The organism is Burkholderia sp. HI2761 (assembly GCF_002223355.1).
Classification (GTDB): Bacteria; Pseudomonadota; Gammaproteobacteria; order Burkholderiales; family Burkholderiaceae; genus Burkholderia.
Window position 1 is genome coordinate 1,871,707 of the sequence record NZ_NKFN01000007.1, and the last position, 13,503, is coordinate 1,885,209.

At 66.4% G+C, this 13,503-nt stretch carries 12 protein-coding genes; 7 read left to right on the forward strand and 5 right to left on the reverse strand.

Annotated features, from left to right (window positions below):
* Nucleotides 1–30 precede the first annotated feature (30 nt).
* Both CFB46_RS26090 and CFB46_RS26095 read left to right on the forward strand, forming a co-directional pair.
* Nucleotides 31–264, forward strand: a complete 234-nt coding sequence (locus tag CFB46_RS26090; protein WP_027808267.1) for an AbrB/MazE/SpoVT family DNA-binding domain-containing protein — start codon at nt 31–33, stop codon at nt 262–264.
* On the forward strand, nt 251–664 hold the full coding sequence (locus tag CFB46_RS26095) for a PIN domain-containing protein (protein WP_089501745.1): 414 nt from the start codon (nt 251–253) through the stop codon (nt 662–664). The genes CFB46_RS26090 and CFB46_RS26095 overlap by 14 nt, the downstream gene beginning before the upstream one ends.
* A gap of 72 nt (nt 665–736) precedes the next feature.
* On the opposite strand, the gene CFB46_RS26100 is transcribed toward CFB46_RS26095, so the two are convergent.
* Nucleotides 737–2,038 carry a UDP-N-acetylglucosamine 1-carboxyvinyltransferase gene (locus CFB46_RS26100; protein WP_027783030.1) on the reverse strand — a complete coding sequence of 434 codons (1,302 nt, stop codon included), beginning with the start codon at nt 2,036–2,038 and terminating at the stop codon, nt 737–739.
* A gap of 270 nt (nt 2,039–2,308) precedes the next feature.
* Here CFB46_RS26100 and CFB46_RS26105 point away from each other — a divergent pair, with 270 nt between their 5' ends.
* Nucleotides 2,309–4,177, forward strand: coding sequence for a sulfatase family protein (locus CFB46_RS26105; RefSeq protein ID WP_089501746.1), 1,869 nt, complete (start codon nt 2,309–2,311; stop codon nt 4,175–4,177).
* Nucleotides 4,178–4,221: 44 nt separating this feature from the next.
* Nucleotides 4,222–5,319: a formylglycine-generating enzyme family protein gene (locus CFB46_RS26110; protein ID WP_373558210.1), complete on the forward strand. Its 1,098-nt coding sequence runs from the start codon at nt 4,222–4,224 to the stop codon at nt 5,317–5,319.
* A gap of 82 nt (nt 5,320–5,401) precedes the next feature.
* Here the strand turns inward: CFB46_RS26110 and shiA are convergent, their stop codons facing one another.
* Nucleotides 5,402–6,709, reverse strand: a complete 1,308-nt coding sequence (gene shiA, locus CFB46_RS26115) for a shikimate transporter (RefSeq protein WP_089501747.1) — start codon at nt 6,707–6,709, stop codon at nt 5,402–5,404.
* A gap of 360 nt (nt 6,710–7,069) precedes the next feature.
* On the opposite strand from shiA, the gene CFB46_RS26125 reads away from it, so the two are divergent.
* Nucleotides 7,070–8,197 carry a 4-hydroxyphenylpyruvate dioxygenase family protein gene (locus CFB46_RS26125; protein WP_027783033.1) on the forward strand — a complete coding sequence of 376 codons (1,128 nt, stop codon included), beginning with the start codon at nt 7,070–7,072 and terminating at the stop codon, nt 8,195–8,197.
* Nucleotides 8,198–8,355: 158 nt separating this feature from the next.
* On the opposite strand, the gene CFB46_RS26130 is transcribed toward CFB46_RS26125, so the two are convergent.
* The 3 genes from CFB46_RS26130 to CFB46_RS26140 form a co-directional block, all read right to left on the reverse strand.
* A complete protein-coding gene (locus CFB46_RS26130) occupies nt 8,356–9,696 on the reverse strand; it encodes a type II toxin-antitoxin system HipA family toxin (RefSeq protein WP_089501748.1) in 1,341 nt (446 codons plus the stop codon).
* 2 nt (nt 9,697–9,698) lie between these two features.
* Nucleotides 9,699–10,106: a helix-turn-helix domain-containing protein gene (locus tag CFB46_RS26135; RefSeq protein ID WP_089501749.1), complete on the reverse strand. Its 408-nt coding sequence runs from the start codon at nt 10,104–10,106 to the stop codon at nt 9,699–9,701.
* A 473-nt stretch (nt 10,107–10,579) separates the two neighbouring features.
* Nucleotides 10,580–11,254, reverse strand: a complete 675-nt coding sequence (locus CFB46_RS26140) for a cation diffusion facilitator family transporter (RefSeq protein WP_089501750.1) — start codon at nt 11,252–11,254, stop codon at nt 10,580–10,582.
* 405 nt (nt 11,255–11,659) lie between these two features.
* Here CFB46_RS26140 and CFB46_RS26145 point away from each other — a divergent pair, with 405 nt between their 5' ends.
* On the forward strand, nt 11,660–12,256 hold the full coding sequence (locus CFB46_RS26145) for a membrane protein (protein ID WP_027783037.1): 597 nt from the start codon (nt 11,660–11,662) through the stop codon (nt 12,254–12,256).
* A 33-nt stretch (nt 12,257–12,289) separates the two neighbouring features.
* On the forward strand, nt 12,290–13,183 hold the full coding sequence (locus tag CFB46_RS26150) for an alpha/beta fold hydrolase (protein ID WP_227789659.1): 894 nt from the start codon (nt 12,290–12,292) through the stop codon (nt 13,181–13,183).
* Nucleotides 13,184–13,503: the final 320 nt, after the last annotated feature.

Below are 13,503 nucleotides of genomic sequence, written 5' to 3' on the forward strand. Positions count from 1 at the left end.
GAAGATATACAGTCTGTGACGTATATGCATATGCAGGTCGCAAAATGGGGCAATAGCCTGGCGGTTCGTCTTCCGGCCAGTGTGGTCGACGCACTGGAACTTCGCGAAGGCGACGATATAGAGATCGTGGTCGACAGTCCCCGCGTTTTCGCGGTAAGCCGCAAGCCGAGGCCCGACGAGCTTCTGGAGCGGCTGCGGCGTTTCAGGGGCAAGTTGCCCGCGGATTTCAAGTTCAGCCGGGACGATGCGAATGAGCAGGATTGAGACGGAGAAATCGTTCGTCGACAGCAATGTCGTGCTCTATCTGCTGTCCGAGGACGAAACCAAGGCAAATCGTGCGGAGGCGCTGTTCCTTCGGCGGCCAACCATCAGCGTCCAGGTGTTGAATGAGGTCGCCAGTATCTGCAACCGCAAATTGAGGATGCCGTGGCGGGAGGTAGGGAAGTTTCTGGAGCCGATCAGGAGTTTGTGCCATGTCGTGCCGCTCACCGTCGATGCGCACGACCTCGCGCGGCGGCTGGCGGAGCGGTATCGCCTGTCCTTCGACGACGCATGCATCGTGGCAACTGCGTCGATCGAGGGGTGCGAATATCTGTACACCGAAGACATGCACGACGGCTTGCAAGTGGACGGCGGTCCGGTATTGCGCAATCCGTTTGCTTGAGGACGGGCGAACCGGAAAAGCGGAGGAACCGGATGCGACGCGACCGTTACGCGCGCCGCATCCGTCATGACCTTACTCGCTGCTCGTCCACTCGACGTTCGCGCCGACCGAACGCAGGTTCTCGACGAAATGCGGATGCGCGCGGCGGATCGGCAGCGCGTTCATGATTTCCGAGCGGCCTTCGATGCTCGCGGCCACCATCAGCAGCGCGATCGCGACGCGAATGATGTACGGGCTCTCGACGCGCGCCGGCGTCAGTTGCAGTCCGCCGAACGTGATCAACCGGTGCGGGTCGGACAACAGCACGTGCGCGCCGAACTTCGACAGTTCGCCGGACCAGCCGAGCGCGCCGTCGTAGACCTTGTTCCAGAACATCGCGCTGCCTTCCGCGCGCACGCCGAGCGCGATGAAGATCGGCAGCAGGTCGACCGGCAGGTACGGCCATGGCGCGGCCTCGACCTTGGTCAGGATGTTCTGCGTGAACGGCCGGCGCACGCGCAGCGGGCCGTCGCGTTCCGCGCGCGACCAGCCGTCGCGGTGCGTGACGGTGACGCCGAATTTCGCGAACGTGCGGTCGATCAGCGGGAAATGCTCGGGCGACGAATTGCGCACCGTGATGTCGCCGCCCGTGATCGCGCCGAGCGCGAGGAACGTCGCGATTTCATGGAAATCCTCGGCGAAGCGGAACTCGCCGCCGCCGAGCTTGCGGCCGCCCGTCACGCAAAGCCGCGACGTGCCGATGCCCTCGATCGCGACGCCGATCATCGCGAGGAACTGGCAGAACTCCTGCACGTGCGGCTCGGAGGCCGCGTTCATCAGCGTCGACGTGCCGTTCGCGGTCGTCGCGCACAGCGCGAAGTTCTCGGTGGTCGTGACCGACGCGTAGTCGAGCCAGTGATCGTTGGCCGTCAGCGGCCCGTCGGTACGGACGATCAGCGAATCGGGCGTGCGTTCGATGTGCGCGCCGAAACGTTCGAACACCTCGACGTGCGGATCGATCTCGCGCACGCCGAGCGTGCAGCCTTTCACGTCGTTCTCGAGGCGCGCGACGCCGAAGCGCGCGAGCAGCGGCGGAATCAGCATGATCGAGGAACGCATCGCCTCGGGCAGCCGATGGACGGCCGGATCGAACTTCGTGTCGCGATGGTGCAGCTCGAGCAGACCCGTCGTGAAATCGACCGACACGTCGCTGCCGAGCGTGCGGAAGATGTCGAGGATCTTGCGCACGTCGGTAATGTCCGGCACGCCGACGAGGCGCAGCGGCTGATCGGTCAACAGGGTGGCGCACAGAATCGGCAGGACGGCGTTCTTGTTCGCGGACGGCTTGATGTCCCCGCGCAGCGGAGTGCCGCCGTGGACGATGAGATTCGACATGATATGGGGGCGTATCGGTGACTGACGTAGGCCCATATGATGCCATTGGTCGGGGCTGCAGCGGAAAAGGATGATCGGCGCGCAAGGATATCTCGGCCGTCATGCCGCCGCCCGATGCGGATTCCGGCGCCGCCGCCGATGCGATTTGCTTATCCGAATCCGTTGGTTTCGGCGAGCGTCCGGTCATTGATATAGTCTCGCGACCCTTGCCGGCATCGCGTCAATCGCCGGCCGTCTTCCGGGATTCGTATCCATCGCACCCAAATACCCATGAGCCTGCTTTCCCGCGCGGCGCTTACCGCGTTGCATCGCGTTGTCTGTTTGTCGGCCGTCACGCTCGTCGCTGCCGGATGCGGATCCGACTCGGTCACCTCGAATGCGCGTCCGAACATCGTCTTCATCGCCGCGGAGGACATCACGACGCTCGTTGGCGCGTACGGCGACAACACCGTTCCGACGCCGAACATCGATCAACTGGCTCGCGAGGGCGTCCGTTATACGCATGCGTATCAGGTGGCCGGCGTATGCGCGCCCGCCCGCGCCGGCGTGATCACCGGCATGTATCCGGTTTCGGTCGGTGCGCATAACATGCGCACGCTGAGCGGCAACGGGGCCGAAGGCATCGCGGGAGAGAGCGCGTTCCCACCGGGGATGCGGACCTATTCGGTCGTGCTGCCCCCGGACGTCAGGGCATTCCCGGAGCATCTGCGCGCGGCCGGCTATTACACGACAAACAACACGAAAACCGATTACCAGTTCATCGCGCCGGTGACGACGTGGGATGAAAACGGTCCGGCGGCCTCCTATCGCTACCGGCCGCCGGGTACGCCGTTCTTCGCGATGTACACGCTGTTCACCACGCACGAATCGATGCTGACCGCGCGCAACGATCCGCTGGCCGTCGATCCCGCGGCGCTGAAGGTGCCGGACATCTTTCCCGACACGCCGGCCGTGCGGGGCGATCTCGCTCGCCAGTACACGAACATTGCGATCATGGACCGCCATCTCGGCGAACTGATCCGGCAACTCAAGGCCGACGGCGTCTACGACAACAGTGTGATCGTGTTCTACGCGGATAACGGCGGCACGCTGCCGTGGTACAAGCGCGAGGTGCTCGAGCGCGGCACTCACGTGCCGCTCATCATCCGCTTTCCGAACGGGCAGAACGGCGGCGCGGTCGACGATCGCCTCGTGAGCGGCGTCGATTTCGCACCGACCGCGCTGTCGCTCGCCGGCGTGCCCATTCCGTCGTACCTGCAGGGCCACGCGTTCGCGGGTGCCGCGCAGGCGGCGGCACGGCGGTATGTGTACGCCGCGCGCGACCGGATGGACACCGAATACGACCGGGTGCGGATGGTGCGCGACGCACGCTACCAGTACCTGTACAACTACGAGCCGGGCCTGCCGTGGTATCAGAACATTCAGTACCGGCTGCAATTGCCGATGATGCGTGAAATCCTGAAGCTGCACGCTGCCGGCACGCTGCCGGAGGCGACCGCGCGCTGGTTCAGGACCAAGCCGGTCGAAGAGTTGTACGACCTCGAGCGCGATCCGTGGGAACTGAACAATCTGGCCTCCGATCCCGGCTACCGCGACAAGCTCGTCGAGTTGCGTACCGCGTTCCATCAATGGACCCAGGATGTCGGCGACGTCGGCGGCATTTCCGAGCCCGAGCTGGTCAGGCGGATGTGGGGGGGCGCCGACCAACCGCCCGCAACGGCCACGCCGGCAGTCGTCGGTGTAGCCGGCGGCGTGCGCATCCAGTGCCCGACTCCGGGCGCGTCGATCGGTTACTGGGTCGAGCGCAGCGGCGTGCCGTTCGCGCCGGACCGTCACACGGTGCAGAGCTGGGACGCGCAAGTGCTGTTCAGCGACCTGGGTTACGCCGCGCAGTTGGGCAGCGCACCGTTGCACAACGGCGCGGTGCAGTCCGCGCCGCCTCGCTGGACGATCTACGACGGCAGCACGATCGCGCTTGGCAAAGGTGACACGCTGCACGTGAACGCGCAACGGATCGGCTACGCCGCGGCGCTGGTCGACTACAAGGATGGGGCGACGACACGTCGTGCATCCGGCCGGGGAGCGGCGGCGAACGCAGCCGTGCCGCTGCTGATCGACGGCTCACGGAGCGATTCGTGAGCGTGCGCGCCGGTTCATCGGCCATTACCCGGCTGCGCGATCGGGTGTCGACGAAGCTGCGCACGGGCCCTGTCCGATGGTGTGTGCTGGCCGCGCTCGTCGGTGCCGGCGCGGCCGCAGGGTTCGCGTGGCGCGCATCGGCGACTACGGCGATCGTCGTCGGCGACGGGCGCAACGGCCCCCGCGACATGGTGCTGATTCCCGGCGCGGAGTTCCTGATGGGTAACGACAGCCGGCTCGCCCTGCCGAACGAGCGGCCTGCCCATCGGGTTCGTCTGCATCGTTACTGGATCGATCGTCACGACGTGACGAATGCCGAATTTCGCCTGTTCGTCGATGCGACCGGCTACGTGACGACGGCCGAGCGCAAGCCGCGCTGGGAGGACCTGGCGGCGCAATTGCCGCCCGGAACGCCGCGCCCCGCCGACGATCGGCTCGTGCCCGAGGCCATGGTCTTCATCGGCAGCGACACGCCCGTTGCGCTCAACGACTATGCGCGCTGGTGGCGCTTTGTGCCCGGTGCGAACTGGCGGCATCCGTCAGGCCCCGGCAGCGACATCGTCGGCAAGGACGACCATCCGGTCGTACAGGTGTCGTACGACGATGCGCTCGCATATGCGAAATGGATCGGCAAACGGCTGCCGACCGAGGCCGAATGGGAGTACGCGGCCCGCGGCGGGCTGGAGCAGAAGGACTATGCGTGGGGCGACGTGCGCGAGCCGGGCGGACGCAGGATGGCGAACATCTGGGACAACGGGCCGCAGCCGTTTCCGGTCGTGACCGACGCGAAGATCCGGGTGGGCACCAGCCCGGTCTGCCAGTATCCGCCGAACGGCTATGCGCTGTGCGACATGGCCGGCAATGCATGGCAATGGACGGCCGACCTGTACCGCGAAGATTACTTCGTGCAGCAGGCGGCGCGGAGCGGTATCGCGATCGATCCGGTCGGTCCGCCTGACAGCTTCGATACCAGCGAACCGGGCGTTCCGGTTGCCGCGCCGCGGCGCGTGACGCGCGGCGGGTCGTTTCTGTGCAGCGAAGTCTATTGCACGAGCTATCGAACCAGCGCCAGACGCGGCGTCGATCCATCGAACAGCATGCCGCACGTCGGATTCAGGCTTGCAATGACCGCGGTGCGCTGAACCGGCATCCCGGCTCGGGCGGTCGTATCGGACGGCCCGGGAGAAACGGTCCGCCGCGGCGTGCGACCGGACGCATCGTCGCTCAATTCGCCGCTCGCATCCGCGCGGCGACCACCAGCGAGATCAGGCAGCCGACCGCCAGATAGCCGGCGACGAGGTGCCACGAACCGCCTGCCACGCTGACGAGGCCGACCGCGATGAACGGCGTGAACCCGCCGCCGACGACGCTCGCGAACTGGTAGCCGACGCCCGCGCCGCTGTAGCGGTATTCGGCACCGAACAGCTCGGTGAACAGCGGCTGCTGGACGCTCACGACCATGTCGTGTGCGGCATTCGCCAGCAGGATCGAGAAGATCACGATCCACGCGATCGATCGTGCTTCCAGCGCGACGAAGAACGGCACCGCGGACGCGAGGCCGATCAGCGCGCCGATCAGGTAGATGCGGCGCAGGCCGTAGCGGTCGGCCAGCCACGCGAAGCAGGGGATCGTCACGCAGCTCACCGCGCCCACCAGCAGGCCGATGTTCAGGAACAGGTCGCGCGACATGCCGAGGTTCGTCGTCGAATAGCTGAGCGCGAACGCGGTGACGATATACATCGTGAACAGTTCGGCGAGCCGCAGCGCGACGATCAGCAGGAATGCCTTCGGGTGGCGCGTCAGCGCTTCCAGCACCGGCAGGCGCAGCTTGCGGTTGCCGTGCTCGACCTTCTCGACGAACTCCTGCGATTCGTCCATGTTCTTGCGCACCCACAGCCCGATCAGCACCAGCACGATGCTGAACACGAACGGCAGGCGCCAGCCCCACGACTTGAACGCGGCCTCGCCGAGCGTATGGCTCAGGATCGATACGATGCCGGTGGCCAGCACGAGTCCGACGCCGTAGCCGACCTGCACGCCGCTGCTGTAGAACGCTTTCTTCTGTTTCGGCGCGCTCTCGACGGCCATCAGCGCCGCGCCGCCCCATTCGCCGCCGACCGCGAAACCCTGGATCGCGCGCATCAGCACCAGCAGCACGGGCGCCCACCAGCCGATCGTCGAGAATGCCGGCAACAGGCCGATCGCGACCGTCGACAGCCCCATCAGCATCACGGTCAGCACGAGCATCCGCTTGCGGCCGAGCCGGTCGCCGTAGTGGCCGAACACGATGCCGCCCAGCGGCCGGAACAGGAAGCCGACGCCGAAGGTGGCGAACGCCGCCAGCGTGCCCATCGTCGGGCTGACTTTCGGGAAAAACTCGGAATTGAACACCAGCGCGGCGACGATCCCGTACAGCAGGAAGTCGTACCAGTCGACGACGGCGCCGACGAAGCTGCCGACCGCGGCCTTGCGGGCCTGGCTGCGTGCTCGGGCGCTGGCGGCGGCGTCGAGGGTGTCGAAGGTGGGGGTCATGGCGATGTCTCCTGGCACGGCGCATCGTGGAATCGTGGCGGCGCCGCGTCCGATGCTGCATTGAAGTCGATGGGTGAACGGAGAATAGGGCGCGGGCCGCACGGCGGCAATTGGCCAATCGGATAATGTGCGCGATTATCGTTCAATTCCGTGCGATTACCGAACGCTTTTCGGGTTTGCACTAGGCGGCGCGGCGATATCCCGTTCGGCCGGGGTGTGCCGCCGTGAACGATCTGGTTAAAATCTGCAGCATCGACAACGCGCCCGTTCGGGGCGGAGGCGAGGCCGCCGCATCGGCCGCGCATGCCGCACGCGACAGGCGCAATCGCCCCATCGACCGCATGCCCCCCGGAGACTGGAATGCCCGGCAATTCTCACCCCTTGTCCAGCGATACGCCGCCCGTCGCCGATCCGGCCGCCAATCCGCTCGGGATGGCCGGCCTCGAATTCGTCGAATTCGCGGCGCCCGTGCCGGAAGCGCTCGCGCAGCGCTTCGAGCAGTTCGGGTTCAAGGCGATCGCGCGGCACGTCAGCAAGAACGTCACGCTGTACCGGCAGGGGCAGATGCATTTCCTGATCAACGCCGAGCCCGATTCGTTCGCCGCGCGCTATGCGGAGGAATACGGGATGGGCGTCTGCGCGATCGGGTTGCGGGTGGCGAACGCCCGGCGCGCGTTCGAGCGCGCGATCCAGCTCGGGGCGTGGGCGTTCGAAGGCGAAAAGGTCGGCGTCGGCGAGCTGAAGATCCCGGCGATCCAGGGCATCGGCGATTCGCACCTGTATTTCGTCGACCGCTGGCGCGGGCGGGACGGCCAGCGCGGCGGCGTCGGCGACATCTCGATCTTCGACATCGATTTCCGGCCGATCGACATCGCGACCGCGCATACCGATCTCGACTGCGCGGGCGTCGGCCTGCAGCAGGTCGACCACTTCACGCAAACCGTCGGCGCGGGCCGCATGCGGGAGTGGCTGGATTTCTACCACGACCTGCTGCATTTTCGCGAGATCCACCAGATCGACGCGCACTGGCATGTGTCGGAGGAGTCGCGCGTGATGGTGTCGCCGTGCGGCGCGGTGCGGATTCCGGTCTACGAGGAAGGCACGCGGCGCACCGAGCTGATGCATGCGTACCTGCCCGACCATCCGGGCGAGGGCGTGCAGCACGTCGCGCTGGCCACCGACGACATCCTGTCGTGCGTCGATGCACTGCGTGCGAACGGCGTCGAATTCATCGAGCCACCCGCACGCTATTACGACGACGTCGACGCGCGGCTGCCCGCGCATGGTGTCGATCTCGACGCGCTGCGCCGCCGCGCGGTGCTGGTCGACGGCGAGATCGGCAGCGACGGTGTGCCGAGACTGTTCTTCCAGACCTTCGTCAAACGTCGCCCCGGCGAGATCTTTTTCGAGATCGTGCAGCGCAAGGGCCACCACGGGTTCGGCGAGGGCAACCTCGCGGCCCTCGCCCGCGCGCGCGACGCGGGCTGAACGATCCGGCGGCGGCGGTCGGCACGCGGTTCGGCGCGGGGCGTTCGAAGTCCGTGTCTGCGGCGGCGTAACTGCTTCGGTCCCGTCAGGACCGCCGGTCGACCGAGGGTCGAAGTATTGCGGCGAAGACCGACAGCCCGTCGCGGCCGGTCGGTTTGTCACGCCGGATCGCCCGCCGCGAGTTTGCGGCTTTGCCGACGCATGCCCGCGAATATCGCGTCTGCCACGTCCGCCGGAAAATCCGCCGGGATCTGCGCGGCGGCTTCGGCAATCGCGGGCTCCGTTCGTGCTGCGACGGCCGTCATCGCGGCCCGCACGTCGTCTTCGCTCAGGCCCACGCGCCGGCCCTGTGCGATCCAGTGGCGCGGCTGGATTTCCCCGATCACGTAGTGCCGGTTCTTCCCGCAGACGGCCATCGCCAGGCGCGCGCGGCTCGGCGGGATTTGATTGCGGCGCGTACCGATGATCGGATGCGCGGACAGCACGTCGTACAGCGGCGTGCTGCGATACGCATTACCGGGCAGGTGCGCGATGCTGAAATTCTTCGCGTGGCCGTCGATCGCCGCCAACACCCAGAACACGAGTTGTGCGACAAAGAAATTCATCCGGTCACGGGAAGCGTCGGCCGAATTCGCGAGGATGCCCATGATCGTCTCGATGCCGGGGCCGCCGTCCGTTTCGTATTTCGCCCCCGACGGCGTGCCGGTCGCCTGACACATGTCCTCCTGCGGCAGCCGCACGATCCACGAGCCGTCGCGCGACGGGCGCCGGTCGAAGCGCTCGACGATCAGCGCCTTCTGATCGTCGAACCGGCCGATATCGCACGGTGCGACCGGCAAGCCGTACGCGGCGACGATCTTCGAGCACAACCATTCGTTTTCGACGGACGTGCGCATGTCGGCCTGCATGTTGCCGACGCGCCCGAGCGGCAGCTTGAAGATGTGGGTCGTCGGCGTGCTGCCCGACGGCCGCAGCCAGCGGTTGCGCTGACGCAGCAGCGCGGTCTTTTCCTGCGCGCCGGCAATCGACAGGCGCAGGTCGCCGTCCGGTTCCCCGCGGCCGGGCAGCGGCGTCGCGGTCGCGTGGCGCAGCACATCGGCAACGGCTGCGTCGTCGAGCGGCGCGCCTTCGATTCCCTCGAGATTGACCGGTATCTCGTCGGGCGGCAGCATTTGGATCGCGCCGACGCAATCGCGGCCGATCGACGCGAGCAATTCGAACGGCGCTGTCGATCGGAGCCGGTAACGCTGCGCGATGCGGCGGCGGATCGGCTCGCTGTCCGGCAGCAGATTGTCGAAGTAGTCGGCCACGATCGCGCCCTGGTGCGGCTGGTTGCCGGGCGTGAAGGGCAGCGACAATGACAGTGGCCGGCCCTGGGGATCGTCAAGCCACTCCGGCAGGTAGACGAGACGCTCGACCCCGCGCCGGATTTCCCAGTAGCCGACAGGAATGCCGTTCATCCACAGGTCGAGCCGGTTGCTGCGGGCGCGTGCGACCATCGTCACCAGTCCTCCCGCTCCGAGACGCGTGGCGTGGCCCGAGTCGTCGCTGTCGGGCGCATCCGCGCAGTTCCGACGGCGGCCCCGATCGGGGTTGTCGCGGCCGGGGTGCCGCGCTTGCTCGCGCCCGGCTGGCGGCGCGCCACCGGTTCGGCAGCGGAAGCCGAATCGGCCGCTTCCGCCGGTGCATCCCGCTCGTCGAGGCTGAGCATCATGCGAACGCCGAGCGCGTTCATCACCTTGAAAAGCCGTTCGATGCTGACCGCGGACGGGTTGGCTTCGAGCTGAGCATAAGATTGCTGGGTGATGCCGAGGCGGGCGGCCAGTTGTGCCTGCGTGAGCCCCGCGGATTTGCGGAAGCCGACGAGGATTGGGCGTAACTGGGTCAAGGTCTGGACAGGAAAGGCCATCGGGCGCTCCGCGAGATGACAGGCGATCGTTTGTAATCGGAAAATACAGTCTATGGCATGTATCGTCAAAATACAAACTGCAGACTGTATTAACAAAAAACAAGCAATAGCCTGTTACACGCAGCCTAATCGGTCAATTCGCCTGTGGTCGTCGCGCACGACACCCGCGCATCGCCCCGTCACGCCGCCGGCGGAGCATACGTGTGCGTCGCGGGATGCCGTGCAAGACGTCCCGATACTCCATTGGGCGAAACCGTCCCATGCTGTATGCCGCGGCTGTTGTTCGGCGGCGCTCGTGCGGATTTTGCCCGGGAGTGTCGTGCCGCCCGGGTGGGCGGTAGCATCGGTACGCCAAGAACTCCATGCCGATGGCGACATCACGCAAAGGAGGCTCGCGGGGGCGAGCCTCTTCTTCATCCCGTGCAGTCGATCACGCGTATCGAAGCATCAACGCGCGGCGCGACTACCCGCGTTCACGACCCGCGCGTCGAGCGATTCGCCCAATCGGCCAATGCCGGCCACTGCGCACAGCCGCGCCGGATGAACCCCGCGCCCGTGCGGATCACGAGCGCGCCGATCGCGAGCGCGGCCAGATCGTCGAGACGGCCGAGGCCGAGCAGCGCCGCGCTCATCGCGAGCGCCGCGAGCAATGACGACAGCGCATCGGTGCGCACGTGCCAGCCGCTCGCTTCGAGCAGCGCGGAGCCGGTCTCGCGCGCCTTGCGCAGCATCCAGTACGACAGCACGGCCTTGCCGGCGAGCGTGACGGCAACCAGCGCGAGCGCGGTCGCCCCCGGCTGCACGACGGGGGGCGTATCGAACCGCGTCAACGCATGCCAGATCATCTGCGCGCCGGTCGCGGCCAGTAACGCGCCGAGGCCCGCGAGTGCGAGCGGCTCGTAGGTCGGGCGTCGCTCCGGCGGCAGGCGCGCGTCGAACCGGCAGGCGACGAGGATCAGCGCATCGGCCGCGAGATCGATCGCGGCGTGCGCGACGTCCGCGAGCAACCCCGACGAATGCGCGGACCATGCCGCCGCCGTCTCGACGGCGAGCAGCAGCAGATTGACCGCGAGGCTGACGGCGAGGGCGCGGGACGTGGCCGCGTAAACGTGGGGCGCGTGGGGCGTGGCGCGCGACGGGCGCTGCATGTCGGATCGCTTGTCGGAATCGGGGCGGATTCGAATGTTACCGGCCTACGGTGGCACGCGAATGACAGATGAAACGCAGGCGCTGGGGGAGGATTTGGCGCACGGCAATCCACTTCCCGATAACCCCGTAGCGCTCCACGCTTTCTATCCTGCTGAAAAAATTACAGCACGCGTTCATTTGGTAGCGAATTCGACGGCATCGCTTGATGCTGCCGCGCCATCGGCGCAGGCCGTTCGAGCGAGCGTCGAAGCGCGACAAGCGACGCTGCCCGCTTGCGGCAGGACCGTGATTTGCTTGCGCGGCAGCCCGGCATGTTCGCCCAAACGGCGTATGGGGCGGGTTCTCGCACGCCATCGGGCACCGCCGAGTACCGAAATGGACTGCCCACTCGCTCCAGCAACCAGATGCACGACAGCCAACGCCTTTCCCCGCCCGACACGATGCGCGAATCAAGCACGATCGTCGTCAGCCGCGTCGTTCATCCGGGGCGGGAGCGGCAATTCGATCGATGGGCGCGCGAGATCGACGCGGCTGCGCGGCGTTACCCGGGGCACCTCGGCAACGTTCGCCTGAGCGATTCAAGCGGCATCAACTACCTGATTTATCGTTTCGACTCGCCGGAGCACCTGCATGCGTGGGAGGCCTCCGGGGAACGCCGAAAGCTGGTTGCGAAGGGCGACCAGATATCGGACGAACATCGCGACGCCGCGATCGGCATGGATGCGTGGTTCGCGATCGCCGGCAAGCCCGCTACACCGAAGTGGAAGACGTTTCTCGTGACGTGGCTGGCCGTTTATCCGGTCCTGCTGTCGATCACCTACCTTTTGAATGCGCTCCTTCCCGCCCTGGAGCGTCCTGTCCAACTCGCGCTCAGCTCCGCACTCCTGACTTCGTCGCTGACCTGGATCATCATGCCGTTCCTCACGAGGCAACTTCGGCCATGGCTGCTCCGGGGCGTGAAGCAGGTCGACAGGTTGAGCGACCGACAAAGTAACGGATGACGACCCATGCAGAATGAACAATCGATGTCAGGGATGCCGGCGGCCGGCCTGCCGGCCGGTTTCGATCGACGATTCAGCCGGCACTACGCGCAGGTCGACGACGTGCGCCTCCATTACGTGACCGGCGGCCCGGACGACGGCGAGATGGTGATCCTGCTGCATGGCTGGCCGCAAACCTGGTACACGTGGCGTCACGTGATGCCGGTGCTGGCCGAAGAGGGGTATCGCGTCGTCGCGGTCGATTACCGCGGCGCGGGCGAATCCGACAAACCGCTCGGCGGCTACGACAAAGCCTCGATGGCAGGCGACATCCGCGCGCTTGTTCGCCAGTTGGGCGCGACGCGCATTCACCTCGTCGGCCGCGACATCGGCGTGATGGTGGCCTACGCGTACGCCGCGCAATGGCCCGCCGAGATCGTGAAGCTTGCGATGCTCGACGTTCCGGTGCCGGGCACGCGCGTCTGGGACGAAGCGAAGGCCCGTGCCGATCCGCAGCTCTGGCACTTCGGATTGCATCAGCAGCGCGATATCGCGGAAATGCTGATTGCGGGCAAGGAGCGCGCGTACATTCTCGATTTCTACAAGAAGAGAACCCACGTCCCACTGTCGGACGACGATATCGCCGTCTATGCCGCCGCTTATGCAGCCCCAGGCGCGCTGCGCGCCGGATTCGAACTCTATCGCGCGTTTGCGCAGGACGAGACGCAGTTCAAGGCGTTCATGAAGCACAAGCTCCCGATGCCGGTGCTGGCGCTCGCCGGCGACAAGAGCAATGGCACCAAAGAGATCGACATGGCTAGGGAACTGGCGCTGGACGTGCGCGGAGCCGTTGCGCCGAACACCGGACATTGGCTGCCGGACGAGAATCCTGCCTTTCTGACACGACAGTTGATCGACTTCTTCAGGGAAGCGGCGCCCGGCCGCTGAAAGCCGGCGCGCTTCGCGCCGCCGTCGCACGCACGCTCGTGTTTCGTTGCCGCGCGTGTGGCGCGTGGCGCGATCGTATTTGTCCGGCTGCTGCCGTGCAAAGGGCGGCTGTCCCGATCCCGTGATTTACCCGTGCCGGCCGGCTGCGAATTCGGTTGGATGCCGGCCGCCTGCAGGCGGCGCACTCGGCGACTCAGTGGGCCATGACCCGGTAGGGGATTCCAGCATTTCGACGCCGCACCGCGCCACGCCGTAATCAGCGGGGCCGGGCGTGCACGTCTTCCGCCAGCCAATTCTCGACATTATAGAAATAATGTCAA

Coding starts and splice junctions, on each gene's coding strand:
- CFB46_RS26145 (WP_027783037.1), top strand. CDS start 11,660: ATGCACGACAGCCAACGCCTTTCCCCGCCCGACACGATGCGCGAATCA.
- CFB46_RS26150 (WP_227789659.1), top strand. CDS start 12,290: ATGCCGGCGGCCGGCCTGCCGGCCGGTTTCGATCGACGATTCAGCCGG.
- CFB46_RS26135 (WP_089501749.1), bottom strand. CDS start 10,106: ATGGCCTTTCCTGTCCAGACCTTGACCCAGTTACGCCCAATCCTCGTC.
- CFB46_RS26130 (WP_089501748.1), bottom strand. CDS start 9,696: ATGGTCGCACGCGCCCGCAGCAACCGGCTCGACCTGTGGATGAACGGC.
- CFB46_RS26090 (WP_027808267.1), top strand. CDS start 31: ATGCAGGTCGCAAAATGGGGCAATAGCCTGGCGGTTCGTCTTCCGGCC.
- CFB46_RS26125 (WP_027783033.1), top strand. CDS start 7,070: ATGCCCGGCAATTCTCACCCCTTGTCCAGCGATACGCCGCCCGTCGCC.
- CFB46_RS26140 (WP_089501750.1), bottom strand. CDS start 11,254: ATGCAGCGCCCGTCGCGCGCCACGCCCCACGCGCCCCACGTTTACGCG.
- CFB46_RS26100 (WP_027783030.1), bottom strand. CDS start 2,038: ATGTCGAATCTCATCGTCCACGGCGGCACTCCGCTGCGCGGGGACATC.
- CFB46_RS26105 (WP_089501746.1), top strand. CDS start 2,309: ATGAGCCTGCTTTCCCGCGCGGCGCTTACCGCGTTGCATCGCGTTGTC.
- CFB46_RS26095 (WP_089501745.1), top strand. CDS start 251: ATGAGCAGGATTGAGACGGAGAAATCGTTCGTCGACAGCAATGTCGTG.
- shiA (WP_089501747.1), bottom strand. CDS start 6,709: ATGACCCCCACCTTCGACACCCTCGACGCCGCCGCCAGCGCCCGAGCA.